The sequence below is a fragment of the Lonepinella sp. BR2474 genome (assembly GCF_051851555.1).
Classification (GTDB): domain Bacteria; phylum Pseudomonadota; class Gammaproteobacteria; order Enterobacterales; family Pasteurellaceae; genus Lonepinella.
The window spans coordinates 23774-48069 of the sequence record NZ_JBPDVH010000011.1 but is presented as its reverse complement, the minus strand read 5'-3'; the positions used below and the strand labels follow the sequence as shown (position 1 = coordinate 48069).

The 24296-nt window shown below is 41.7% G+C and carries 24 protein-coding genes; 18 read left to right on the top strand and 6 right to left on the bottom strand.

Going from position 1 to position 24296, the window contains the following annotated elements; translation table 11 throughout:
* From rsxC to rsxA, 3 genes are all read right to left on the bottom strand, one after another.
* Positions 1-1960: electron transport complex subunit RsxC (rsxC, locus tag ACTG7Q_RS10470; protein ID WP_439243635.1), on the bottom strand; the 1960-nt coding region annotated here is incomplete at its 3' end.
* Positions 1960-2538, bottom strand: a complete 579-nt coding sequence (gene rsxB / locus ACTG7Q_RS10465; RefSeq protein WP_439243633.1) for an electron transport complex subunit RsxB — start codon at positions 2536-2538, stop codon at positions 1960-1962. The genes rsxC and rsxB, both read right to left, overlap by 1 nt.
* On the bottom strand, positions 2539-3117 hold the full coding sequence (rsxA, locus tag ACTG7Q_RS10460; RefSeq protein ID WP_439243631.1) for an electron transport complex subunit RsxA: 579 nt from the start codon (positions 3115-3117) through the stop codon (positions 2539-2541). It lies immediately after the preceding gene.
* Positions 3118-3387: 270 nt separating this feature from the next.
* Between rsxA and prfA the strand changes: the two genes are divergently transcribed.
* The 7 genes from prfA to kdsA are packed head-to-tail and all read left to right on the top strand — an operon-like array spanning position 3388 to position 9618.
* Complete coding sequence (gene prfA, locus ACTG7Q_RS10455; RefSeq protein WP_439243629.1) at positions 3388-4470, top strand: peptide chain release factor 1; 1083 nt, start codon at positions 3388-3390, stop codon at positions 4468-4470.
* A gap of 9 nt (positions 4471-4479) precedes the next feature.
* Entirely contained in the window at positions 4480-5439 is a 960-nt protein-coding gene (locus ACTG7Q_RS10450) for a DNA cytosine methyltransferase (protein ID WP_439243627.1), read from the top strand.
* Positions 5436-6527, top strand: coding sequence for a hypothetical protein (locus ACTG7Q_RS10445; RefSeq protein WP_439243625.1), 1092 nt, complete (start codon positions 5436-5438; stop codon positions 6525-6527). Before ACTG7Q_RS10450 ends, ACTG7Q_RS10445 begins: the two co-directional genes overlap by 4 nt.
* 48 nt (positions 6528-6575) lie before the next feature.
* Complete coding sequence (locus ACTG7Q_RS10440; protein ID WP_439243623.1) at positions 6576-7040, top strand: RDD family protein; 465 nt, start codon at positions 6576-6578, stop codon at positions 7038-7040.
* A 2-nt stretch (positions 7041-7042) separates the two neighbouring features.
* Positions 7043-7915 (top strand): peptide chain release factor N(5)-glutamine methyltransferase, encoded by an 873-nt coding sequence (gene prmC / locus ACTG7Q_RS10435; RefSeq protein ID WP_439243640.1) that lies wholly within the window; start codon positions 7043-7045, stop codon positions 7913-7915.
* Complete coding sequence (locus ACTG7Q_RS10430) at positions 7912-8754, top strand: SirB1 family protein (protein ID WP_439243638.1); 843 nt, start codon at positions 7912-7914, stop codon at positions 8752-8754. The genes prmC and ACTG7Q_RS10430 overlap by 4 nt, the downstream gene beginning before the upstream one ends.
* Positions 8755-8763: 9 nt before the next feature.
* The gene (gene kdsA, locus ACTG7Q_RS10425) at positions 8764-9618 is read left to right on the top strand and encodes a 3-deoxy-8-phosphooctulonate synthase (RefSeq protein ID WP_439243620.1); all 855 of its coding nucleotides are present in this window, start codon (positions 8764-8766) and stop codon (positions 9616-9618) included.
* Between the two features lie 397 nt (positions 9619-10015).
* Here kdsA and sfsA read toward each other — a convergent pair whose 3' ends face one another.
* Entirely contained in the window at positions 10016-10732 is a 717-nt protein-coding gene (sfsA, locus tag ACTG7Q_RS10420) for a DNA/RNA nuclease SfsA (RefSeq protein WP_439243618.1), read from the bottom strand.
* Between the two features lie 79 nt (positions 10733-10811).
* Here sfsA and ACTG7Q_RS10415 point away from each other — a divergent pair, with 79 nt between their 5' ends.
* The 11 genes from ACTG7Q_RS10415 (at position 10812) to grxD (ending at position 20290) form a co-directional block, all read left to right on the top strand.
* Positions 10812-11084, top strand: a complete 273-nt coding sequence (locus ACTG7Q_RS10415) for a YcgL domain-containing protein (protein WP_439243615.1) — start codon at positions 10812-10814, stop codon at positions 11082-11084.
* A 54-nt stretch (positions 11085-11138) separates the two neighbouring features.
* Positions 11139-12602: a murein DD-endopeptidase MepM gene (mepM, locus tag ACTG7Q_RS10410; RefSeq protein WP_439243612.1), complete on the top strand. Its 1464-nt coding sequence runs from the start codon at positions 11139-11141 to the stop codon at positions 12600-12602.
* Positions 12603-12739: 137 nt separating this feature from the next.
* Positions 12740-13693: an ABC transporter permease gene (locus ACTG7Q_RS10405; protein ID WP_439243609.1), complete on the top strand. Its 954-nt coding sequence runs from the start codon at positions 12740-12742 to the stop codon at positions 13691-13693.
* 10 nt (positions 13694-13703) lie between these two features.
* Positions 13704-14660 carry an iron chelate uptake ABC transporter family permease subunit gene (locus ACTG7Q_RS10400; protein ID WP_439243607.1) on the top strand — a complete coding sequence of 319 codons (957 nt, stop codon included), beginning with the start codon at positions 13704-13706 and terminating at the stop codon, positions 14658-14660.
* Positions 14661-14666: 6 nt separating this feature from the next.
* Entirely contained in the window at positions 14667-15428 is a 762-nt protein-coding gene (locus ACTG7Q_RS10395) for an iron ABC transporter ATP-binding protein (RefSeq protein WP_439243604.1), read from the top strand.
* A 25-nt stretch (positions 15429-15453) separates the two neighbouring features.
* Complete coding sequence (locus ACTG7Q_RS10390; RefSeq protein ID WP_439243601.1) at positions 15454-16365, top strand: siderophore ABC transporter substrate-binding protein; 912 nt, start codon at positions 15454-15456, stop codon at positions 16363-16365.
* Between the two features lie 373 nt (positions 16366-16738).
* The gene (gene ompA, locus ACTG7Q_RS10385; protein ID WP_439243598.1) at positions 16739-17824 is read left to right on the top strand and encodes a porin OmpA; all 1086 of its coding nucleotides are present in this window, start codon (positions 16739-16741) and stop codon (positions 17822-17824) included.
* Positions 17825-17909: 85 nt separating this feature from the next.
* A complete protein-coding gene (locus tag ACTG7Q_RS10380) occupies positions 17910-18491 on the top strand; it encodes a LemA family protein (protein ID WP_439243595.1) in 582 nt (193 codons plus the stop codon).
* Between the two features lie 147 nt (positions 18492-18638).
* The gene (locus tag ACTG7Q_RS10375; RefSeq protein WP_439243593.1) at positions 18639-19079 is read left to right on the top strand and encodes a TPM domain-containing protein; all 441 of its coding nucleotides are present in this window, start codon (positions 18639-18641) and stop codon (positions 19077-19079) included.
* Entirely contained in the window at positions 19072-19854 is a 783-nt protein-coding gene (locus ACTG7Q_RS10370; protein ID WP_439243591.1) for a TPM domain-containing protein, read from the top strand. The genes ACTG7Q_RS10375 and ACTG7Q_RS10370 overlap by 8 nt, the downstream gene beginning before the upstream one ends.
* Before the next feature lie 109 nt (positions 19855-19963).
* Positions 19964-20290 (top strand): Grx4 family monothiol glutaredoxin, encoded by a 327-nt coding sequence (grxD, locus tag ACTG7Q_RS10365; protein ID WP_439243589.1) that lies wholly within the window; start codon positions 19964-19966, stop codon positions 20288-20290.
* Positions 20291-20366: 76 nt separating this feature from the next.
* Here grxD and ACTG7Q_RS10360 read toward each other — a convergent pair whose 3' ends face one another.
* On the bottom strand, positions 20367-23024 hold the full coding sequence (locus tag ACTG7Q_RS10360; RefSeq protein WP_439243587.1) for an MlaD family protein: 2658 nt from the start codon (positions 23022-23024) through the stop codon (positions 20367-20369).
* Positions 23002-24261: a PqiA/YebS family transporter subunit gene (locus ACTG7Q_RS10355; RefSeq protein ID WP_439243585.1), complete on the bottom strand. Its 1260-nt coding sequence runs from the start codon at positions 24259-24261 to the stop codon at positions 23002-23004. Before ACTG7Q_RS10355 ends, ACTG7Q_RS10360 begins: the two co-directional genes overlap by 23 nt.
* Positions 24262-24296: the final 35 nt, after the last annotated feature.

Below are 24296 nucleotides of genomic sequence, written 5' to 3'. Positions count from 1 at the left end.
TGGTTTCGGTTTCTAGTGGTTTTTCAGCGATTGGCTCAACAGCTTGATTTTGTTGAGCTTGTTTTTTGGCTTTTGCTCTTGCAATAGCTGCCGCTACTGCCGCTTTCTTCGGATCCACTTCAGCGTTGGTTTCGGTTTCTATTGGCTTTTCAACGATTGGATCAACAGCTTGATTTTGTTGGGCGGCTTTCTTGGCTTTCGCTCGAGCCAAAGCGGCTGCCACCGCTGCTTTTTTCGGATCAAGTGCGGTGTTTTTTTCTGAAATTTCGTTATTTTGCACCGCGCTTTCTGTTGTGTGTTCGGCTTGTTCCTGTTGCCGAGCTAAACGGCGAGCTTTGCGGGCGGCCATAATATCGCTGTTATCTGGCAACACTTCGCCTTTATTTTCATCTACGATAGTTTTGATTTCTGTTTCTGCAGGTGTATCGGTTTTTTTCGCTTTGAGACGAGCAAGAGCGGCAGCCACAGGATCGACGCCGTCACTGTTTGCCACTTCTTGACGGCGATTTTCAGCGGCTTTTTGGGTGCGGGCTTTGCGGGCTTGTTCTTCTTTTTCTAAGCGAGCTTGACGGGCCTCGAAGCGGAGTTTGGCGTCTTCGGCTTTTTTGGCTTTTTCTTCCTGTTCCCAAATAGCGGATTTTTCCTGACGGAAATATTGCACCAACGGAATATGGCTCGGGCAAACGTAGGCACAGATCCCGCATTCGATACAATCCATTAATTGATATTGTTGCGATTTTTCGTGATCTTCCGCACGGGCAAACCAATATAATTGTTGTGGCATAAGTTGCACAGGGCAAGCGTCCGAGCAAGCTGAACAGCGAATACAGGCTTGTTCTGCGGGCGGTGGCGCATATTCAAAATGATCGGGGGCGAGCAAGCAGTTGGCTAATTTAGTGACGGGAGCGTCTAAATTCGGCAACGCTAAGCCCATCATTGGCCCGCCTAAATACACCGGCAAGCGTTCATCCGCCTGATAACCCGCTTGAGTTAATACAGCGGAAATTGGCGTACCCAAACGTACCCAGACATTGCCTTTATTGGGGATTTTATCGCCCGTGAGCGTGACCACACGTTCAATTAACGGTTCATCATCCATCACTGCACGCTTAATCGCAAACGCCGTTCCTACGTTTTGCATATGCACGCCAATACTGGAAGAACGTTTACCAGTTGGCACTTCTAAGCCCGTGAGGATTTTCACTAATTGACTGGAATCGCCAGAGGGGTATTTGGTCGGAATCACCCGAATATCTATATCATCTGCACCGTGTAACGCAAATTCAAGGGCTGCGACCGCCTCGGGTTTGTTGTCTTCTACCGCAATCACCACTTTTTCAGGGCGAAGAATGTAGCGTAAAATGCGCACGCCCTCAATAATTTCATCGGCGTAATCCCGCATTAAACGGTCGTCACAGGTGATGTAAGGCTCACATTCTGCCCCGTTAATAATCAATAATTTCACCAAATTCGCAGCAGAACTGACTTTCGCTGCGGTTGGGAATACCGCACCGCCTAAGCCTGCCACGCCTGCTTGGTAAATCTTTTGAATAAGTTGATCGGGTGTTTGACTGAGAAAATCTTCAATGGGTTGTTGTTCACGCCATTGATCTTTGCCGTCTGCCAGAATATGCACCGCCATTTCGCTTAACCCCGATGGGTGAGCTGCGATATAAGGGGCAATGTCCGTGACAACGCCAGATGTCGGCGCATGCACAGGCAAGCAACGCAAGCCGTCGCCTTGGGTGAGCGGTTGTCCTTTGAGAACCTGATCGCCGACGTTGACAAGCAAATTCCCCGCCGAGCCAAGATGTTGTTTAATTGGCACATAGTATTTTTCCGCCAAAAGTGCGGTGAAAATCGGCGTAGAATTGGATTGTGATTTCATTTCTGGTGGGTGAATCCCACCGTAGAAATCCCATAATTTGCCTGATTGGTAGCGAGTTAAAATATCGGTCATTATTCGCCCACCACCAGTTTATTTTCATATTTAATCGGGATCACCATTTTCGGATCGAGTTTCCAGTTCCAATTTTCGACCTGTTTTTCTACTTTTTCCATGGTAATACAATCCGTTGGGCAAGGTGCCACGCAAAGTTCGCAACCCGTACAAAGATCCGCAATAATGGTGTGCATGGCTTTGTTGGTGCCGATAATCGCATCCACAGGGCAAGCCTGAATACATTTTGTGCAACCAATACACATATCTTCATGAATAAACGCCACCTTGACTTCAGGTTCTTCCATGCCGTCCAGCGTTGGAACATCAACGCCCATCAGTTCGGCAATTTTGACCACGGTTTGTTGCCCACCCGGTACGCATTTTGTGATCACATCACCGTTGGCAATGGCCTCGGCATAGGGTTTACAACCGGGGTAACCGCATTGTGCGCATTGGGTTTGAGGCAAAATCGCATCAATTTTTTCCACAATGGGATCGGCGTCTACCTTTAATTTTATCGAGGCGAAACCCAGCACCACGCCGAAAATCAAGGCGAGGACAGTGATGGCAATCAATACGCAAGAAAGGGTCGTCATCTAGGATCTCACTAAGCCAGCAAAGCCCATAAAGGCAAGGGACATCAGCCCTGCGGTGATTAAGGCAATGGATGCCCCACGAAATGGCACGGGAACATCTGCTGCGGCAAGCCGTTCACGCAAAGCCGAAAATAGCACCAACACCAAGGAAAATCCCAGTGAGGCGGAAAAACCATACACCACGGATTGGGTTAAATTATGGGCAAGATTAATATTCAATAATGCCACGCCTAACACCGCACAGTTGGTGGTGATTAAAGGCAAGAAAATCCCGAGTAAACGATACAATGTCGGACTGGTTTTGTTAATCACCATTTCGGTAAATTGCACCACCACCGCAATCACTAAAATAAACACCAACGTACGCAAAAATTGTGCGTTAAACGGGGCTAAAATATAGGTATCCACCAAATACGCCGTGAGCGAGGCAACGGTTAACACAAACATGGTCGCCAAGCCCATTCCCACTGCGGTGTCCACTTTTTTGGACACCCCCATAAACGGGCATAAGCCAAGAAATTTCACCAACACAAAATTGTTAATCAGTGCGGTGGAAATAATCAATAAAATATATTCCATAAATAGCTAAGGTATTGTTATCAGTAAAAATCGTTAAAATCTTGTGTATTATCCTTGTTTTGGGCGGTGAGAACAATAAAAAAATCAATATGTCATTAATTTTTACCGCGGTTTTATGCTAGAATACGACGAATTTTAATGAATAACGAAAATTGTAGGGGCGTATTGCATACGCCCAAATTACGCTCCGTTAATGCCAAGGGCGTATGCAATACGCCCCTACAAAAATTTTTGAAAAAATTTTGATTTTAATCGATTTAAAAGGTCAATATGAAACCCAGTATTATCAGCAAATTAGACAGCCTACAAGAACGCCATGAAGAACTTGAGGCCTTATTAGGTGATGCGTCCGTGATCAATGATCAAGACAAATTCCGTGCCTATTCCAAAGAATACGCCCAATTAGAAGATGTGGTGAAAGTCTTTGGACGTTGGAAACAACTGCATGCGAATATGCAAGAGGCGGAACTTTTATTAGACGATCCTGATATGAAAGAAATGGCCGAAATGGAAATTGAAGAATGTCGGGAAGAAGTGGACAGCGTCGAGCAACAGTTACAAATCTTGCTGTTGCCGAAAGATCCGAATGATGAATACAACGCCTATTTAGAAATCCGTGCGGGCACGGGCGGTGATGAGGCGGGGATTTTTGCCGGCGACTTGTTCCGTATGTACAGCCGTTATGCGGAAAGCAAACGCTGGCGGATTGAAACCTTGAGTGCTAACGAAAGCGAGCAGGGCGGTTATAAAGAAATTATCGTGAAAATTTCAGGGGAAAATGTCTACGGTCAGCTTAAATTTGAATCGGGTGGTCACCGTGTGCAACGTGTGCCAAAAACCGAAAGCCAAGGGCGGATTCATACCTCGGCTTGTACGGTGGCGGTGATGCCAGAATTGCCTGAAAGCGAATTACCTGAAATCAATCCAAGCGATTTACGTATTGATACATACCGATCATCTGGCGCAGGTGGTCAGCACGTGAACACTACGGATTCAGCGGTGCGCATTACCCATATTCCAACGGGCATTGTGGTGGAATGTCAAGATGAACGTTCACAACACAAAAACAAAGCCAAAGCCATGTCAGTATTGGCCTCCCGTATTGTGCAAGTGGAGCAAGAACGCCAAGCCGCCGAACAAGCGGACACTCGCCGTAATCTATTAGGTTCGGGTGACCGTTCCGATAAGATCCGTACCTATAATTATCCGCAAGGTCGTGTGACCGATCACCGTATTAATTTAACCGTGTATCGTTTAGATGAAGTGATGAATGGCAAAATTGATGAATTAATTCAACCGATTATCACGGAATACCAAGCGGATCAATTAGCGGCCTTGTCGGAACAGGGGTAAGGCTAATAGATGGATAACAAGCCATTTGATGTTATTTCGCTCTTTTCTGGTGCTGGGGGGTTAGATTTAGGCTTTAAAGGGGGCTTTGCGTATTTAGGTAAACAATATGCTCAACATCCCTTTAATGTCGTGTGGGCAAACGATCTGAATGAACGGGCTTGCAAAACATTCCAGCATAATTTTCCTAATATCCCTGTTGTTTGCGGTGATATTAATCAAATTGATAAAAACACATTGCCCTCTGCGGATATTGTGTTGGGCGGTTTTCCTTGTCAAGACTTTAGCGTTGCGGGGAAACGGCAAGGGTTAGCCGTTGAACGTGGGCAACTGTATTTGAATATGGTTGAGGTGGTGAAAAAAGTACAGCCTAAGTTATTTTTAGCGGAAAACGTCAAAGGGTTATTAACTTGGCAAAAAGGCTTGGCGATTACCACCATTGTCGATGATTTTCGTCAATTAGGCTATGACATTGATTATCGCTTGTTAAATACCGCTAACTATGGCGTGCCGCAAACCCGAGAGCGGGTGATTATTGTCGGCATTCGAAAAGACTTAAAAATTAAATTTAACTGGCCCCAAGAAACCCATAGTGAGCAGAGTGATGGTACTAAAAAACCTTGGGTGTCATTAAAGCAAGCCATTGGCGACTTAGAAAGTGATGAAGTGCATTTTTCCTTGCCAAATAGTGGTTATTCTAAGGCAAAATTATTTAAAGGGACGCAAGGCAATACCAAAACCAAAGCAGATAAACCAGGCCCTACCATGCGAGCAGAGCATCACGGCAATATCGAATTTCATTATACATTAGATCGGCGTTTATCTGCCCGTGAAGCAGCAAGAATCCAGTCTTTCCCCGATGATTTTGTGTTTTTAAATTCGACCACCGATGCTTATCGTCAAGTGGGCAATGCCGTTGCGCCAGTGTTTGCTTGGCATTTAGCGCAAGCCGTTAAGGAATCTTTACGATGATTTATAGCGATAATGTATCGGTTCATGCAGAGCAGGTATTATTTTTGCAACTGTTAGAAAAAACGAAACAGTTTGTATTGGCGAACATCGACGTAAATGTCATTAATTCCGGTAATAAATTTGAACAATTTGTGTTTGAAAGCATGCAAGCGGTCGCTCAAAATACGGTTTTTGAACATGCGTTATATCGTACGAGTGACCGAGAATTTCCCGATATTATCGCAAAAGGGTATTGGGGCGTTGAAGTCAAATTTACCAAAGACGACAAATGGCTATCGATTGGCAACAGTATTTTAGAATCCTCACGAGTGAGCAGTGTCGAAAAAATTTATATTTTTTTCGGCAAATGTGGTGGCGTACCTGAAATTAAATATCGCCGCTATGAAGATTGTTTAAGTGGTATTTCCGTTACCCATTATCCACGTTATCAAATTGATATGACCTTAGCCGAGGGCCATTCTATCTTTGATAAAATAGGTATTTCCTATGATGAATTAAGACAGGATAAGCGACCGGTTAGCAAAATTCGCCAATATTATAAAAAACAGTTAAAAAACAATGATTCCTTATGGTGGATTGACGAAGAAAGTACCGCAAAACAATTCGCCATTTATTCCTTTGCGAATTTAGAGCAGCAACAAAAAGATAAATTGATTGCGGAAAGTTTTATTTTATTCCCTGAAATCTTGAGTAATAAACAAGATAAATATGCCAAAGCCTGTGCCTTTTGGGTGTCCTATTACTCGGTGATTTGTCCGAACATGAGAGATCTGTATTCGGCAGGGGGAAAAGTTGGGTTGGCAGATATTGAGGCGGAGCAACAAGCCTATTATCAGCAATGGCAAATCGATAAATTAAGCCAAGTGTTTTATCGTTTGTTATTTCAATATCAGCCCATCATTAAATCCTTATTAGGCAACATTGATCTTGCCGTGGTGGAAGATTGTTGGAATGAACAGATGGCGGATTATGATAGTCTTGTTAAAAAATGGTGTAGCAAGATTGATCATTATTCGTTGGATCAACGCTTTCCATTCGCATTATCCCAAATGTTTATGGCGGTCAAGCCGATGAGTAGGGAATCATAAGCAGAACAAGTGGCCACATTGTTGGCATAAAATTAAGGAGAAAGCATAATGTTAGTTGAAAATCCCAATACCGTTGCTCAGACAATAAAAACGGACGAAGTAACGCCTGTTATTTATGCTGGACGTGGTTGGCGTTGGTTGGCTTCAGCCATTAATGTGTTGATTTTTATTGCATTCCTATTTGTTGGCGGATTTATTGCAGGCCTTGTCGGGGATGATATTACGGTTATTCCACTTTTAGCCGTCGTGGTTTATTTTGGACTGCAAATTTGGACAATGAAAACTTATCAACAAACCTTAGGTAAAAAATGGTTAGGCTTGAAAGTGGTGTCTTATACCACATTTCGCCCGATTAGTTTGGGACGATACATTGCTCGAGAAGTGGTAGAGGGAATTGGGGGGCAACTCGTGGCCTTAGGTTTGTTTGACGCTATTTGTGCTTTTATTCGCAAAGATCGTCGCTCTGTCGCCGATTTGATGTTTTCTACGATTGTCATTAGTGTACCGAAATAATGATGAATATTGCCCAAGGGATCGCCTATGCTCAGCAATTTTTAACCGAAAATCTTATCAACGATCCTTATTTAAACGCCAAAGTCGACAGCTATTTATTATTGCAAGCGGTAACAGGATTAAGCAAATCGCAGTTAATGGCATTTGATGATCGTAGCTTAAGCGAAGAAAATCAGCAAAAACTCACCGCACTTTTACAACGCCGAGCCAAAGGCGAACCCATAGCGTATATTTTAGGCGAAACAGAATTTTGGTCGTTAAGATTGAACGTATCGCCTGATACCTTAATTCCCCGTCCAGATACGGAAATTTTGGTGGAACAAGCGTTAACGATTGCTGAAGAAAAAATACAACAAAACGGCAATGTGTCGATTTTGGATTTAGGCACGGGAACGGGGGCGATTGCGTTGGCATTGGCTAATGAGCTTAAAAAGTGCGGTGCAAAATGTCGGATTTTAGGCGTGGATCTTATTCAGGGGGCCGTTGAATTTGCGCATAAAAATGCGGTTCGCCATGATTTGCTTGAGGTGGAATTTAAGCAAAGTGCATGGTTTGAAAAGATAGCAGAACGGTTTGATATTATTGTCAGCAATCCGCCTTATATTGATGCGCAAGATGTTCATTTACAACAAGGCGATGTACGATTTGAACCCTTGACGGCATTAGTGGCAGAGCAACAAGGCTATGCGGATTTACAAAAAATCATTGAAAATGCACCACAGTTTTTGCAGCCGAATGGCGCATTATTGCTTGAACATGGTTGGCAGCAAGGCGAAAAAGTGCGGTCATTTTTTGTGGAAAAATTATGGCAAAATGTGGTGACAGTCAAAGATTATGGCGGTCACGAACGAGTAACATTGGCAAGGTTAAAATGAAATTAGGTATTAAACAAGCCCTGTATTTGGAAATGGAAAGTTTCTATTTAATTACCACCGAAGATGAGGGTGAGGATTTACGAACCATTCGTTCACTGATGGGCGGTTTGGTTCGCAAAGCACGCAAAGTCATTCCCGCAGAGGCGGATGTAAAAGAAAAAATCCACCAGTTATTGCAATTAATGTATGGTAATTGGGGCTTTGCTTGCGATCCGCAAGAATATTTTCATACGGAAAATTTATATTTAAGTTATGTACTGCGTTCACACCGTGGTATGCCAGTGAGCTTGGGCTGCATTTTGTTATATTTAGCGGATAAATTGGATTTGCCGTTGTATCCCGTGATGTTCCCCACGCAGTTAATTTTGCGTGCTGATGTGGCGGATCAAGTGGCCTTTATTGACCCATGGGACGGCAAATATTTAAGTCAACAGGATTTGCAAAAATTGTACGAGGGGGCATTTGGCTTTGGGGCAACCATTGCCCAAGAAGATTTGGCGGTAGCCGATGATGACGCCTTGCGGGAGCGTTTTGCGCAATTAGCTAAAGGCTGTTTAATTCGGGAAGAACATAATGATGCGGCATTAAAATATATTAATAGCCGCTTAGATCGTTATGCTTATCGCCGTTTAGTGCAACCCCATCTTGAGGCACAAAAATTTGAACCCTATGAACGGCGGGATCGGGGCTTGGTGTTAGCGCAAATGGGTGCATATCATGCCGCAGTAGAGGATTTGCAATATTTTATTGAACAATGTCCAGAGGATCCGACCGCTTTTATGTTAATGGCACAACTCCCAGATATTAAAAAAGAATTACATAATGATTTATTACACTAAGGAAATAGTATGACAGACAAAATCGTAAAAATTGGCCATCTTGATGTGGCCAACAATAAGCCATTTGTATTATTTGGTGGCATGAATGTGTTAGAAAGCCGAGATATGGCGATGCAAGTATGTGAACGCTATGTGGAGGTTACGCAAAAATTAGGTGTGCCTTATGTATTTAAAGCCTCGTTTGACAAAGCCAACCGTTCTTCGATTCATTCTTACCGTGGGCCAGGGATGGACGAGGGCTTGAAAATTTTCCAAGAATTAAAACAACAATTCGGCGTGAAGATTATCACCGATGTACACGAAATTTACCAATGTCAACCGGTAGCGGACGTGGTCGATGTGATCCAGTTACCTGCCTTTTTGGCACGTCAAACAGATCTCGTGGAAGCCATGGCACACACGGGTGCCGTAATTAATGTGAAAAAGCCACAATTTTTAAGCCCCGGTCAAATGGGCAATATTGTAGAAAAAATCGCAGAATGTGGGAATGATAACGTGATTTTATGTGATCGGGGTTCTAATTTTGGTTACGACAATCTCGTGGTGGATATGCTCGGTTTTGGCGTGATGAAAAAAGCCACTAACGGTAGCCCAGTGATTTTTGATGTGACCCATTCGTTACAATGTCGTGATCCATTTGGTGCCGCCTCAGGTGGTCGCCGTGAACAAGTGACGGAACTCGCTCGTGCAGGATTAGCGATTTGTATTGCGGGTTTATTCTTAGAGGCTCATCCAAATCCAAATCAAGCTAAATGTGATGGTCCATCCGCCTTGCCATTAACGGCGTTAGAAGGGTTTGTAAGCCAAATGAAAGCGGTAGATGATTTGGTGAAATCCTTTCCAGTGTTGGATACGGCGAATTGATTTTTTGTAAAAATACCCAAGAAAAAAGGATACCTTAAGTATCCTTTTTCCATTATTTTTGATAGATCCCGAAAATACTCATCAAGGCATCGCACCTTACTCAAATTTGAGTCGTCTTACGATCAATTTCATTGGGTCTCCGTAAGTTATAGATCCATTATGCGGTGTACTTGATCAAAAATCAAGATTATTCTTTTCTACATTCTATTTTTGCCTAAGTCAATAATTAGAATGACACTATATAGATAAAAAAACGCCACTCTCTGTGGGGGTGAGTGGCGTAAAATGATGGAGTGATTATCTAATTATTGTTTGAATGAGTGAATGATACCTATTCTCAAATAGACTGTCAAGCAATAAATACGAATAATTATCAAAAAAATAATATTTTTTGGCTTTATTCGATCCAATTCACCGCATGAGTTAAGCGAAGTGCGGTGGGAATACCTTGAGAAATATCAAATTCACCCGCATAAGCATAGGCTTCGACGCCTTGTGCGGTTACTTCTTTTAATAATCGATCATATTCTGGATCCACATAGTCGGCGATTTTAAAACAATCAAAACCATTATGTAATCCAGCAAATAACACCACGGCTCGGTGGCCTTGTTTTTTCATGGCGAGCAATTCGCGTAAATGTTTTTGCCCTCGAGTGGTGACGGCATCGGGGAACATGCCAATGTTGTTTTTTACCAAGGTAATGGATTTGACTTCCACATAACAATCGGGCAAGCCTTCGCCTTTGAGCAAGAAATCAATACGGCTATTTTCTTCACCATATTTGACTTCGGGCAAAATCTGATCGTAAGCGGCCAATTCTTTAATTTGTTTCTGTTGCAATGCCTCAAACACTAATTGATTTGAACGATGGGTGTTAATGCAAACGAGTTGGCCATTTTTTAACTGGGTAATTTCCCAAGATTGGGGGTATTTTCGGGTGGTACTGCCAGAGTCAGAATACCAAACGATGTCATTTTTTTCGCCACAACCTGTCATGGCGCCCGTGTTAGCACAATGAATGGTGATTACGTCGCCATTCGGCAATTCAATGTCGGTTAAAAAGCGTTTATAACGTTTGATCAGTTTGGCGAATTGTAATAATGGGAGCTGCATGTGATTTCCTTATAATTTTTTCTGTACATTGTAATGATTTCTGCTATTCTCTCAAGCGTTAAATTGAAAGGAAAAAATGATGTTGTGCGCTATTTATAAAAGCAAGAAAAAAGATGGAATGTATCTTTATGTGGAAAAGCGAGATAAATTTGATGCCGTGCCAGATAGCTTACGTCAATTATTTGGGCCACCGATTTTTGTGATGTTATTTAACTTGATGGGCCGTCAATCCTTGGCGCAAGCAGATAAGCAAGACGTGCTAACACAGATTCAACAGCAAGGTTATTATTTACAGATGCCACCGATGCCAGAAAATTTGTTAGCACAACATAAAAATCAAGGCAAACAGTGAATTTTTTCACCTTTCTTTTGTCATAAGCATACAGTTTTCAATTAGGATGATAAAGTGGCTCAGCACGTTAAATTAGCAAGAGATAGACGCAAAAGAAAATCACGTATTAAAGCGATGATTTTCTTTGTTGCATTGTTTTGTCTTGTGATAGGTGGCTTGTTGAGTTTAAAACATACCGCTGAAAATACCCCATTGGATCCGGCTGATAATCTTGATGGTCAATATCAAGCCTTAACGCCTACCCAATCGAGTACGCAATCCACGACATCCTCAACAGAAGAAAATGCCCAAGTACCTGCGAAAACCCATCATCAGCAAGGCAGTATAGATGCCACTTCCTATGATGATGAACTGTTAGGAATTGATGATGAAGTAGACCAAGTGGATCTTGGCGATAAATTGCCAGAAGATGCACAAAATGCCGTAGATGATTTGTTAGCTGCCGCTGATCAAGCTAAACGTATTTCTGATCAATTTTCTTATACCGTGGTGCGAGGCGATAAATTAAAAGATGTGTTGGAAATGTCGGGTTTGGAAGATGAAACGAGTCAAATTTTAATCGCCAGTTATCCAGAGTTAAAAAACTTAAAAGCGGGTCAACAGATTTATTGGATTTTAGATAATGAAAATGAATTAGAATATTTAAATTGGTTGGTTTCCGAGAAAGAAGAACGCATTTATGAATTAAAAGAAAAAGGTAAATTTGCACGTCAGATTCTAGAAAAGAAAAGTATTTGGAAGAAAGATGTGCTGAAAGGCAAAATTGAGGGATCATTGCGAGCTAGCCTAAATAAATTAGGCTTGGATAATCGCCAAATTAACCAATTAAGCACCGCACTGCAATGGCAAGTCAACGTTTCCTCACTGTCAAAAGGGGATAACTTTGCTGTGTTGGTAACACGTGAATATTTGGATAATAAATTAACGGGTCAAGGGAACGTCGACGCCATTCATATTACTCATAACGGCACCAGTTATTATGCGATTCAAGCAGATAACGGCCGTTATTATAATCGTCAAGGGGAAACCATTGGTAAAGGCTTTGCACGTACGCCCTTACAACGTCAAGCCCGTATTTCATCACCATTTAATCCTGCTCGCCGTCATCCAGTGACAGGGCGAGTACGTCCACATAAAGGGGTGGATTTTGCGGTGCCAATCGGGACACCCGTGATTTTGCCAGCCGATGGGGTGGTGGAAAAAGTCGCCTACCAAGCGGGTGGGGCAGGGCGTTATATTGTGGTGCGACATAGCCGTGTGTATCAAACCGTGTACATGCACTTAAGCAAGCCTTTAGTCAGAGCAGGGCAGTCCTTAAAACGGGGGGAACGTATTGCATTATCAGGCAATACAGGCATTTCAACAGGGGCGCATTTACATTATGAATTCCATATTAACGGCCGTGCGGTTAACCCGATGACCGTGAAATTACCTGGCACGAACTCAGGTATGGGGGATAAGGAGCGTAAGAATTTCTTAGTCAAAGCCAAGTCTGCCGAGCGACTGCTGAAATTCTAGTCATAGAAAGTGCGGTGTAAAATTTTCATGAATTTTCACCGCACTTTTTTGATAAAGAAACGGAACTATGCTATTCTTAATACGCTATTCTTAAATAGAATGATTCTCATTTTTCTGCATTATTGAAAGGATAAGATTTGATCAAGCGCCGTTATTTGTGTTTACTGGTTATATTATTGTCATTGCTCTCGCTGTTTATTGGCGTGAGCACGGTCAATCTTAGCGGATTATTGGCTTTTAACCCAGAACAATGGGAAATCTTTGCGATCAGCCGTGTGCCTCGTTTGGTGAGTATTCTGATTGCTGGGGCAGCTTTAAGTATCTGCGGCCTTGTGATGCAGCAATTAAGTCGTAATCGTTTTGTGTCACCAACCACTGCAGGCACCATGGACAGTGCCCGATTAGGCATTTTAATTGCGATTTTATTGTTCCCCTCTGCCTCGATGTTACTCAAAACGGGGATCGCTATTGCGGTTTCTTTCTTAGGCACGTTGTTGTTTATGACTATTTTGTCCCGTCTTAAATTTAAAGACAGCATTTTCGTCCCGCTTGTGGGGATTATGTTTGGTAATATTATTAGTTCCATTACCGCTTTTATTGCTTATAAAGAAGATTTGTTACAAAACTTAGCGGGTTGGTTACAAGGCGATTTTTCTCTTGTGATGGCGGGGCGTTATGAAATGCTGTATTTTAGTTTGCCGGCCTTAATCGTAGCCTATCTTTTTGCTAACCGTTTTTCCATTGTGGGCATGGGCGAAGAATTTGCCACTAACTTAGGCTTAAATTATCAACAAGTGCTGTATTTAGGCTTGGCCATTGTGGCTACCGTGTCTTCTATTATTATTGTATCGGTAGGTGTCATTCCCTTTTTAGGCTTAATCGTACCGAACTTGGTAACGCTTTATTTAGGCGATAATTTGAAAAAAATCCTGTCGCATACGGCCTTATTAGGCGCTGTATTTGTATTATTCTGTGATATTTTAGGCCGCTTGGTCATTTACCCTTACGAAGTGTCGATTAATGCGGTAGTAGGGGTGTTTGGTAGTGCGATTTTCTTGCTTTTGCTATTTAAACGTTATCGACAGGGTTAGGTGAGAAAAGATGAAAACCCATTATCGGCAAAAATTGATATTATTAGTGATACTCACCCTGTTAGCGGTTTGCGCCTATCTTGGCTATAATTTGCCTAATCGTTGGGAATATGCGCTACATCATCGTGCCTTGAGCGTGCTTGCCATTGCGATCACTGGTGCAGCGATTGCGGTAGCAACCATGATTTTCCAAGTGGTCGTGAATAACCGTATTTTGACGCCCAGTGTGTTAGGGTTGGATTCTCTTTATTTATTGATTCAAACCCTAATTATTTTTTTATTTGGTTCTACTACCTTGCTTTCGGTCGATCCGATCTTGTTATTTCTTGGCTCAACGGCCATTATGGTGTTGTTTGCGCTGTTGTTGTACCGCATTTTATTTAAGCAAGAACAACAAAATCTGTTTTTCTTGTTATTAGTTGGGATCGTATTTGGTACCTTTTTCCAAAGTTTAACCACCTTTATGGAAGTGTTGATTGATCCCAATGAATTTCAGATCGCCCAAGATATTGGCTTTGCCAGTTTTAACCGCATGAATTTGGATATTTTATGGTTAGCCATGGTGATATTGTTGATCACTATTGGTGTGAGTATGCGTTATTGGCGTTATTTTGATGTATTAGCACTGGGACGTGAACAAGCGATTAATTTAGGTGTGCCGTATCAAAAAATTATTCGGCATTTGTTGATTTTGGTCGCCATTTTAACCTCAGTATCTACTGCATTGGTGGGGCCACTCACCTTTTTAGGTTTATTGGTGATGAACGTGACCTTTGAATTTATGCCGACATTTAAACATAAAATTCTTATTCCAACAGCCATGTTAATGGCGGTGGTGACCTTGATTATAGGGCAAGTCTTGGTGTCGCAAGTGTTTACCTTTAATACCACTTTAAGTATTATTATTAACTTTGTCGGTGGCGTGTATTTTATTTATTTGCTGTTGCGAACACAGAAAAAATGGTAATGAGTTATGACAATTGAAATTCAACAGATCAGTAAAAGCTATGGCAATAAAAAGGTGGTAGATAATGTATCTGTCAGTATTCCACAGGGCAAAATTACTTCATTTATTGGGCCAAATGGCGCAGGAAAAAGTACCGTATTGGCTATTATGAGCCGTTTGCTTGCGCCAGATCAAGGCGAAGTGCGGTTAAATAATGTTCCATTATCGCAACAAAAGAGTAGTGACATTGCCAAACAGTTGTCGATATTAAAACAATCCAACCATATCAATTTACGCTTAACTGTGGAAGAGTTGGTGGCCTTTGGGCGCTTTCCTTATAGTAAAGGAAACTTGACTCAAAATGACCGCACTTTTATTGATAATGCTATTGGTTATATGAATTTGCAGGACATTCGTCATCAATATATTGATGAACTCAGTGGCGGACAACGGCAACGGGCCTATATTGCCATGACCTTAGCACAGGACACCGATTATATTTTGCTTGATGAACCCTTGAATAATTTAGATATGAAACATTCGGTACAGATTATGCAAGTGTTGCGGAAACTGACCGATGAACTGAATAAAACGGTGGTGATTGTGATCCATGATATTAATTTTGCCTCTTGTTATTCCGACTATATTATCGCTATGAAACAAGGGTGTTTGGTGCAACAAGGGCCTGTCGAGGATATTATGCACCCAGAGGTGTTAGCACAAATTTATGATATGCCAATGAATATTCAAACCATTAATCAGCAACGAATTGCGGTGTATTTTAGATAAGATTTATTTTAGAAAAGGAAAAACGATGAAACACACATTAAAAAAACTAGCACTGGGCTTATTAATTGTGACCAGTATCTCAGGTTTTGCGCAAGCAAAAGATATTGAAGTAGAAAATGCGGCGGGCAAGCAAATTGTGCCACAAAATCCGCAAAAAGTGGTGGTATTAGATTTCGCTGCCCTTGATGTGATGCGAGAATTGGATGAAAAAGCCAAGATCGTCGGCACCGTAAAAGGCAAAATTCCCGCTTATTTAGACGAGTTCCAAGACGCAAAATACGCCGATATGGGGACCTCGCCAGAACCCGCTTTTGAAAAAATCAATGAATTAAACCCCGATTTAATTATTGCCTCACCAAGACAGAAAAAATTATTGGATCGTTTAAAAGGTATTGCACCCGTATTTATGTTAGAAAATGACTTTGCTAATTTCTATCCAACGTTCCAATCTAATATTGTGGCGATTGGTCAAATCTTTGATAAAGAAGCTCAAGCGAAACAAAAATTAGCGGATTTAGATAAACGTATGGCTGCCTTAGCGGAGAAAACCAAAGGTAAGACCGCCTTATTGGCCTTAGTTAATGAAAGTCGAATCAGTGCTTTTGGTGATCAATCTCGTTATGCCATGGTTTATCAAAACTTCGGTTTCACCCCAATTGACACCTCGCTTTCTGCCTCAGTGCATGGTAACAGTGTTGGCTTTGAATATGTGGCGGAAAAAAATCCTGACTATTTATTAATTATTGACCGTACGGCGGCTGTGACAGATAAGACTGACAACGCCAAACAGGTATTGGATAATGCAATAATTAATAAAACTCAAGCCGCACAACATCACCATATTGTGTATTTAAATGCCGCTAACTGGTATTTAGCGTTTGGGGGGCTCGCCTCTATGGATGTCATGGTGACTGAAATCGAAAATGCGGTTAAATAATTGAAATTTTAGAAAAGTACGTCTATAATAAACACAGTTTTAAAAGGGAAATACGCATTCAATGACTAATAAATAATCAAATTTAGGCGAGATTGCTTAGTAAATGAGCAGTATTGCGAAAAAATATTTGATTTTTCTATTTTATCATTGGATAATACGCAGACTTTTGAAACGTTACCTTAATGAGAGTTAAGGTAAGTGAATTTGTCAAAAGGAACAGTAGGGCAAATTCATTAACCCTAGTATAGGTAAATGTCGAAACCATAATTCTGTGGTAGAGATAATAAAACAGTACATCTTTTGTACTCGGAATTCAGCTGAATCCAGCTGATATTTTTTGAAATTAGATGACTAAAACAAGAGGATCATCACAATGAAAAAAACAGCTATCGCATTAGCTATCGCTGGTTTAGCAGCAGCATCAGTTGCTCAAGCAGCTCCACAACAAAACACATTCTATGCCGGTGCTAAAGCAGGTTGGGCATCATTCCATGACGGTTATACTCAATACGAAGGCACTGATAAAGACGTATACGGTACACAGAAAAATTCTGTAACTTACGGTGTATTCGGTGGTTATCAAATCATCAACCAAGCTAACACTGGTTTAGCGGTTGAATTAGGTTATGATGACTTCGGTCGTGCGAAACTTCGTACTGCAGCTGAAACAACAGCAAAACATACTAACCACGGTGTACACTTAACATTAAAACCAAGTGTTGACCTAGGTATCGTGACTCCAGCATTAGCTGGCTTAGATTTCTACGGTAAAGTAGGTGCAGCATTAGTTCGTTCAGACTATAAAACATCTGCTACTGGCCAAACTTTCAATGATGCAGAACGTGCTCACAGCTTAAAAACTTCTTTACTTTTAGGCGCTGGTGTTGAGTATGCAATTACGCCAGAATTAGCTGCACGTGTTGAATACACATGGTTGAACAATGTAGGTAAATTAAAAAATGTTGATGGTAGCCGTTTCGACTACACACCAGAAATTCACGCTGTAACTGCAGGTTTATCTTACCGTTTCGGTCAAGGTATGGCACCTATGGCTGCTCCTGAAGTGGTTAACAAAACTTTCACTTTAAGCAGTGATGTGACTTTCGCATTCGCCAAATCGACTTTAAAACCTGAAGCGGCTGCAACTTTAGACGGTATCTACGGCGAAATCGCTCAAGTAGCTAACCCAGCTGTTCAAGTAAATGGTTATGCTGACCGTATCGGTAATGATGCATCTAACTTAAAACTTTCACAACGTCGTGCTGAAACAGTAGCTAACTACTTAGTTTCTAAAGGTGTTAATGCAGGTTCTGTAACTGCAACTGGTTACGGTGAAGCAAATCCAGTAACTGGCAACACTTGTGATGCCGTTAAAGGACGTAAAGCATTAATCGCTTGTTTAGCCCCAGACCGTCGTGTTGACGTTCAAGTTCAAGGTAACAAACAAGTTACTATGTAATTTAGATTTATCTCATCACGAGATGAAATAAAGATTAAAAGACCTAAACGTTGTTTAGGTCTTTTTACATTAAAAAGGAATAATGATGAAAAAATGGTTACTGATTGTCCTTGTGGCGATAATCGCAGGTTTCACCTTAATGTCAAGTTACAATGGCTTAGTGAAAGCCGAAGAAGAAATTGATTCCGTGTGGGCGAATGTGGAATCACAATATCAACGTCGTGCGGATATGATCCCGAATTTAGTCAACACCGTCAAAGGTCAAGCAAACTTTGAGAAAGAAACCTTAACCGGCGTGATTGAGGCGCGTGCCAAAGCGACACAGGTGAAAATTGATCCAAGCAATATGACCGAAGAAAATTTAGCCCAATTCCAACAAAATCAAGATTCTGTGGGATCGGCTTTATCTCGTTTATTGGTTTCCGTCGAAAAATACCCAGAATTAAAAGCCCATGAAGGTTTTATGAATTTACAAGCGCAATTAGAGGGAACTGAAAACCGTATTAATAAAGCACGTAATGATTTTAATGCCGCAGCGAAAGTCTATAATCAAAAAGTCCGTCAATTCCCAACCAAATTGGCCGCCATGATTTTAGGTTTTAAAGAAAAACCGTATTTTAAATCTACTGCGGGTGCGGAAAATGCGCCAGTGGTGAGTTTTAATTAGAAAATAGTTAGAGATTACCCTCACCCTAACCCTCTCCCAAAGGGAGAGGGGATAATGAGGGTAAAATAAAAAATTAAACTATCCCCAAAACCGTCCCCTCTCCCTCTGGGAGAGGGCTAGGGTGAGGGTAAAACAACGAAGAAAACTATGCCTCTATTTTCCCGAATTCCCTTTGATAAAAAACAAATTGAAAACGCCATTGCTGAGTTAGAACAACAGACCTCCGCAGAACTCCGTGTTTATATCGAACGCCATTTGCCTAAAAATTCATTGGTTTTAGACCGCACTTTGGCGGTGTTTAATCAATTAGACATGCACAAAACCGCTGCACGTAATGCGGTATTGATTTACATTGCCCATAAAGATCATCAATGTTCGATTATTGGCGATCAAGGTATTCATCAATTTGTCGGTGATGAATTTTGGCAACATCAATGTCAAACAATGATCAGTTACTTTAAAGAAAAACAATATACCCTTGGCGTATTAGCAGCGATTGAAAAAATTGGTCAAGAATTATCGCTTTATTTCCCGATTCAACCAGATGATGTGAATGAATTACCCAATGAGGTCATTATTAATGATTAAATTATTGAAAACCGCGGTATTTTTTAGCCTAATTTTGTGCAGTGTTGTGGCGAAAGCAACCACCTTTCCAGAGGTGCCCAATCCATTTCGCTATGTGAATGATTACACCAAGACCTTATCGGCGCAAGAAATCCAATATTTTGAAACGAAGTTATCTCAATATGGTCAAGAAACCAGTTCACAAATTGCGTTGGTGATCATTCCGACCACAGATGGTGAGGATATTTCGCAATATACCGCCCAATTAGGGGATAAATGGGGTATTGGGCGAAAGCAATTAAATAATGGCGTATTGTTTTTGGTGGCAAAAGAGGATCGCAAAGTGTTTATTGCCACGGGCCAAGGCTTACAAGGGGTGTTGACCGACGCCTTTTTATCCCAAGTTATTCGCCAAGCTATTTTACCTTATTTTAGACAGGGCCAATATGCACAAGGGATCAATTCAGGCTTAGAACATATTATTGCCGCCAGTAAAGGAGAATATGCTGCCCAAGCGGTGGAAGAAGATAGCATGGATCAAATTGTGCCGTTTATTATGGTGGTGATTTTTATCTTGTTTGTCTTATTCGGTGAAATTAGCTGGCGTAGCAAACCTTATATCAGCCCAACAGCAAACCATAATTTACAAAATGCGGCGATTATTGCTGCCTCGGTATTAAACAGTCGTCGCCGTGGTGGCGGGGGCGGTTTTGGCGGTGGCTTTGGCGGCGGATCGAGCGGTGGCGGATTCGGTGGCGGTGGTTTTGATGGCGGTGGCGCAGGCGGTAGTTGGTAATCGTACATCAAAGATAGTTGATAAAATCAGTCGGCTTTTACACAAAGCTCAAAACTTATGTTAAAATAACCGCACTTTAACAGACAGAATTTATTATTAAGGAAACCCAATGGAAACATTAGACAAAATCAAAAAACAAATTGCCGAAAATCCGATTTTAATTTATATGAAAGGCTCCCCAAAATTGCCTTCCTGTGGCTTTTCTGCCCGTGCGGTAGAGGCGTTAATTAACTGCCAAGTGCCTTTTGGTTACGTGGATATTTTACAAAATCCAGATGTACGTGCGGAGTTACCAAAATATGCGAACTGGCCAACATTCCCACAATTATGGGTCGAGGGCGAGTTAATTGGTGGCTGTGATATTATTTTAGAAATGTATCAAGCGGGTGAATTACAAACCTTATTAAAAGAAGTGGCTGAACGTCACCCTGAATAATCGTTTTCGTTTTGTACCATATATTAAAAGGGCTAATCCTTGTGTCAGGAATAGCCCTTTTGTGTATGTGCTGACCTTATTCTGCCATGGTGCCGGAATTCCACTGTTTAGATTCATCAGGTCGGCGAATTTGTAACAGGAATCGCTGATTTGCTTTGGCTTGTGGCTGAACCACCGTACCAGATGGGGTAGAGAAGGAAATTCCGCCTTTCAATAATTGTTGCACGGTGCCAGTATTGACTTCAATGCCCGACCAACCTAAGCCTGCAGTATAGCCAGAGGAGAGCCAGAATTGTGAATTAGTGCGCACCAAATGGGCGTATTTAGGATCAATGATGATATGAATAAGCACCCGATCGCCCAAACTATTCAATTCTAAATGCCGAATTTTCCCCACATCGACACCACGATACATCACAGGCGAACCTTGTGTCACATTGGAGGCATCAGTGGTTTCTAAGATAAACGGAACCCCTTTTAAGAATTTATTGTTTTGTGGGGTATTTTTATCATATAGCACAAATTGTTTTTTCACTGCGCCAGACCCGACTTCAATATCAATATAAGGCTGCAATAAACTGTCTAAATTTTCCACGCCACTGGCGGAAATTTCCGGCGAAATCACCTTAAATACACTGCCAGTTTTGGCAACGATCCCCATATAATTCGGGTTCATCAAGGCTTTTGCGATAATCTTGTTATTGTTTTTATCTAACTGAATACTGTCGATTTCACCAACGGTTAGCCCCATATAGCGTAAACTCATGCCTTTGCTTAAATTGGTGGCATCTTCCGCCGTGAGCGTAATCACTTGGCCCGCGGATTTGGCCACTAATTCATTGGCATATAAGGTATGATTTTTGCCTCCGCCACTGTTATCAAAGCTGATGGCGCCTTTCAGTGAGCGAGCAATCGGGCTGGCTTGAATGCTGATCCCTTTCGGTGTAATGTCAATTTGTGCCGGACTTTCAACCCAGAATAAGCTGTTATTGGTGAGTAAATGGGCAAATTTTGGATAAATGGCCACGTCTACATCAAAATGATCTTTTAACGGACGAACATCTAAGATTTTGCCCACTTCATATTGACGATATAACACTAAAGACCCTTTGCTAATATTCGGAAGTTGGGTGCTTTTCAAGGTTAATGCGGGTTTTAACGTGCTGTCAGTGACGCCCATATCCGCATGCTCTTGATCTTTATAAAGCGGATATTGCGTTTTGGCGTGGCCTTGTTTCAACTGGTTAACGACTTGAATACCACCTTGTAACCAATTTCCCGCCGCAGGCGCTTGCATACGCAAGCCATCCACACCCACCGCAATATCAAAATTACTCGCCGCAATAAATTGTGTGTCCGCATGGATTAAACCACGATATTCAGGAAAAATCACGGCTTTAAATATGACACCGTCGGTGTCAATTTGTTGTTCGACTAAGCGACCAATACTGATATTATTGTAATACACTTCTTGTCCTTGACGAATACCATAGGTTTCGGGCGCCGTGAGGGTGAGTTGCAACGCATTGGCTTGTGTGAGCAACAGTTCTTTTTCATTGAGAATGGTGAAGTCGGTGGTCGGTTCGCCATCTCCCGCAATAATGTCTAAATATTGTCCCCGTAAAAGTTCAGGTAATTTATCTAACTTGGTGAGATCAACTTTGGGCGAACGCACAACAATTTTTGTATTTTTACGTAAAATGTCGTTCATATTCGGCGCCAATAATAATTTCCCTTTGCGTACATTATTATCAAGCCCCGCCTCTTCCATATAGGTTAAGGTACCGACTTGCATATCTTGATAAAATACTTCGGTTTTTCCCGCTTGGAAATTGTTTTCCGCCGGCAGGGTCACATTGACTTCAATCCCTCGTTGCGCCGAGGATAAATCAGGGTAGAGCGTATATTGTTGCTCATTTTCTGCGACGTCACTTTTTTCTGGCGAATCAAAGGTAATCGCCCCACGCACCACGGCTTGTAAACTGTCAATGTTTAAGTTGATACCGGATAAATCCATATTGGCACGAATGCCGCTAATATTCCAGAAACGGCTGTCTTTTTTAATTAAGTGCGCATAGTCTTTTTCAATGGCCACATTGATTTCAACCTGTTTTTGATCAGGTGTAAAACGGTAATCTAACACTTTCCCTACGGGCATTTTTTTATAGAAAATTGAGGCACCTTGCGAGATAGATCCTAAATCATCAGACAATAAATGAATCAGTAAATCCCCCTCGGCTAATTGCACAATTTGGCTACCACTTTCTGCCACAAAATCGTATTTGTAATCGCCGTCCCCAGGTTGTAACGTGATATAGTTGCCTGAAATTAAGGTATCTAAGCCTGAAATGCCCGCTAATGACGCATTAGGTTGCACCAACCAGAATTTGGTATTTTCTCGTAATACCGTTTTGGCCTCGGGATAAATACTGGCTTCCACTTTCACCAATTTTAAATCGTCGGTAAAGTTGACTTTTTTGACTAACCCAATTTGTAGCCCTTGATAGCGAATTTGGGTTTTATTGGCCACTAAGCCATCACCGTTGGCAAAGGTAATATGCACGGTTTCCCCCTGTTCTTTAATAATTTGAAAGAACAGGGTCGCGCCGATAATTAGCGCAATAATCGGCAATAACCAAAACGGCGAAATACGGCGAGTTTTGCGAACCTTAGCGGTGGCAATATTTTCTGGCTGTGCTGTGACAGCAAGATCAGGTTGATTTTCTTTCGTCATAGATTTTCCAAAGTAAACGACTATCAAAAGTAGTGGTGGCTATCATGGTTAAAAACACCGATAAGCCGAAATAAATGGCGGCAGGACCGACTGAAAAATTAATAATTTGGCCTCGTGTCACCAAGGACATCATCAAGGCTAATACAAATAAATCGAGCATGGACCAACGGCCAACAAAATGCACAATATGAAATAAGCGCATTTGCCATTTGATCGAATGTCGCCAATTAAAATGAATGCTGAATAACAAATAGAGCATGATGATAATTTTGCTAAACGGCACAAAAATACTGGCAAAGAACACCACGAAAGCGACAAAATAGCTGCCCATGTTAACAAACGAAACCACCCCAGAAATCAAGGTGTCACCACTGGGAATATTGGTCATAGAAATATAGGAAATGGGAAACATATTGGCCGGAAAAATCATCACAATTCCCGCTAACAAGGCCGCCCAAGTCTGTTGCAAACTGATTTCAGCAGCTTTATGTGGTTCATTATGGCAACGTGGACAGCGATCTTTGCCCTTGTGATCCTTGATAGGGTGTTCAAAAGTATAATCACAACTGCTACAAAAGTGCGGTGGATTTTCTGCGGATATTTCCGATAATTTCAGGTGTTGCGGGTAAAAATCATTCCATAATTCTTTCGGATTAATTTTGGCGAACAACAGCGTATTCAACAATGCCGTGGCTAAAAATGCAATGAGATAAATATCAAAGGAAAGCGTGGCATAATCTCGCACTTTAAAAGCCGTTACGCCGAGTGCTACTAAGTATACATCAAACATCACCCAAGGTTTAATATAATCAATGGCCATTAACAGGTTGCGAGGTTTTTGTCTGGTGAGCTTGGCCAGTTGCAATAAAATCACCAACAAGGCAAAAGCAATCGGCATAAACACCGCACAAAGAAAAATTAAAAAAGCGGTGTAAGGGTATCCCTCGGTGGCCATTTTCCAGACCCCGCCCCAAATAGAGGCATCTACTTGGGAACCAATCAAATCCACACTTAACAGCGGATAATTTAACGCAAAAGGCATTAAAATCAGAATAGAAAGGGCAATGATGGCGCAACGTTTTAATGACCAACGATCCGCTGATTGTAAATCATGATGACAACGAGGGCATTCCGCATGTTCCCCTTTTGCTAAATGCGAAACAGCCACCAAGGCATCACATTCGCCACAACGGCTAATGTGATTAATTTGGCGATCTGAAAGTGGAACATTCTGCATAGTTAACGTGCGTTTTTGGGTGATAAAGGGATATT

Coding starts and splice junctions, on each gene's coding strand:
- rsxB (WP_439243633.1), bottom strand. CDS start 2,538: ATGACGACCCTTTCTTGCGTATTGATTGCCATCACTGTCCTCGCCTTG.
- rsxA (WP_439243631.1), bottom strand. CDS start 3,117: ATGGAATATATTTTATTGATTATTTCCACCGCACTGATTAACAATTTT.
- prfA (WP_439243629.1), top strand. CDS start 3,388: ATGAAACCCAGTATTATCAGCAAATTAGACAGCCTACAAGAACGCCAT.
- ACTG7Q_RS10450 (WP_439243627.1), top strand. CDS start 4,480: ATGGATAACAAGCCATTTGATGTTATTTCGCTCTTTTCTGGTGCTGGG.
- ACTG7Q_RS10445 (WP_439243625.1), top strand. CDS start 5,436: ATGATTTATAGCGATAATGTATCGGTTCATGCAGAGCAGGTATTATTT.
- ACTG7Q_RS10440 (WP_439243623.1), top strand. CDS start 6,576: ATGTTAGTTGAAAATCCCAATACCGTTGCTCAGACAATAAAAACGGAC.
- prmC (WP_439243640.1), top strand. CDS start 7,043: ATGAATATTGCCCAAGGGATCGCCTATGCTCAGCAATTTTTAACCGAA.
- ACTG7Q_RS10430 (WP_439243638.1), top strand. CDS start 7,912: ATGAAATTAGGTATTAAACAAGCCCTGTATTTGGAAATGGAAAGTTTC.
- kdsA (WP_439243620.1), top strand. CDS start 8,764: ATGACAGACAAAATCGTAAAAATTGGCCATCTTGATGTGGCCAACAAT.
- sfsA (WP_439243618.1), bottom strand. CDS start 10,732: ATGCAGCTCCCATTATTACAATTCGCCAAACTGATCAAACGTTATAAA.
- ACTG7Q_RS10415 (WP_439243615.1), top strand. CDS start 10,812: ATGTTGTGCGCTATTTATAAAAGCAAGAAAAAAGATGGAATGTATCTT.
- ACTG7Q_RS10400 (WP_439243607.1), top strand. CDS start 13,704: ATGAAAACCCATTATCGGCAAAAATTGATATTATTAGTGATACTCACC.
- ACTG7Q_RS10395 (WP_439243604.1), top strand. CDS start 14,667: ATGACAATTGAAATTCAACAGATCAGTAAAAGCTATGGCAATAAAAAG.
- ACTG7Q_RS10390 (WP_439243601.1), top strand. CDS start 15,454: ATGAAACACACATTAAAAAAACTAGCACTGGGCTTATTAATTGTGACC.
- ompA (WP_439243598.1), top strand. CDS start 16,739: ATGAAAAAAACAGCTATCGCATTAGCTATCGCTGGTTTAGCAGCAGCA.
- ACTG7Q_RS10380 (WP_439243595.1), top strand. CDS start 17,910: ATGAAAAAATGGTTACTGATTGTCCTTGTGGCGATAATCGCAGGTTTC.
- ACTG7Q_RS10375 (WP_439243593.1), top strand. CDS start 18,639: ATGCCTCTATTTTCCCGAATTCCCTTTGATAAAAAACAAATTGAAAAC.
- ACTG7Q_RS10370 (WP_439243591.1), top strand. CDS start 19,072: ATGATTAAATTATTGAAAACCGCGGTATTTTTTAGCCTAATTTTGTGC.
- grxD (WP_439243589.1), top strand. CDS start 19,964: ATGGAAACATTAGACAAAATCAAAAAACAAATTGCCGAAAATCCGATT.
- ACTG7Q_RS10360 (WP_439243587.1), bottom strand. CDS start 23,024: ATGACGAAAGAAAATCAACCTGATCTTGCTGTCACAGCACAGCCAGAA.
- ACTG7Q_RS10355 (WP_439243585.1), bottom strand. CDS start 24,261: ATGCAGAATGTTCCACTTTCAGATCGCCAAATTAATCACATTAGCCGT.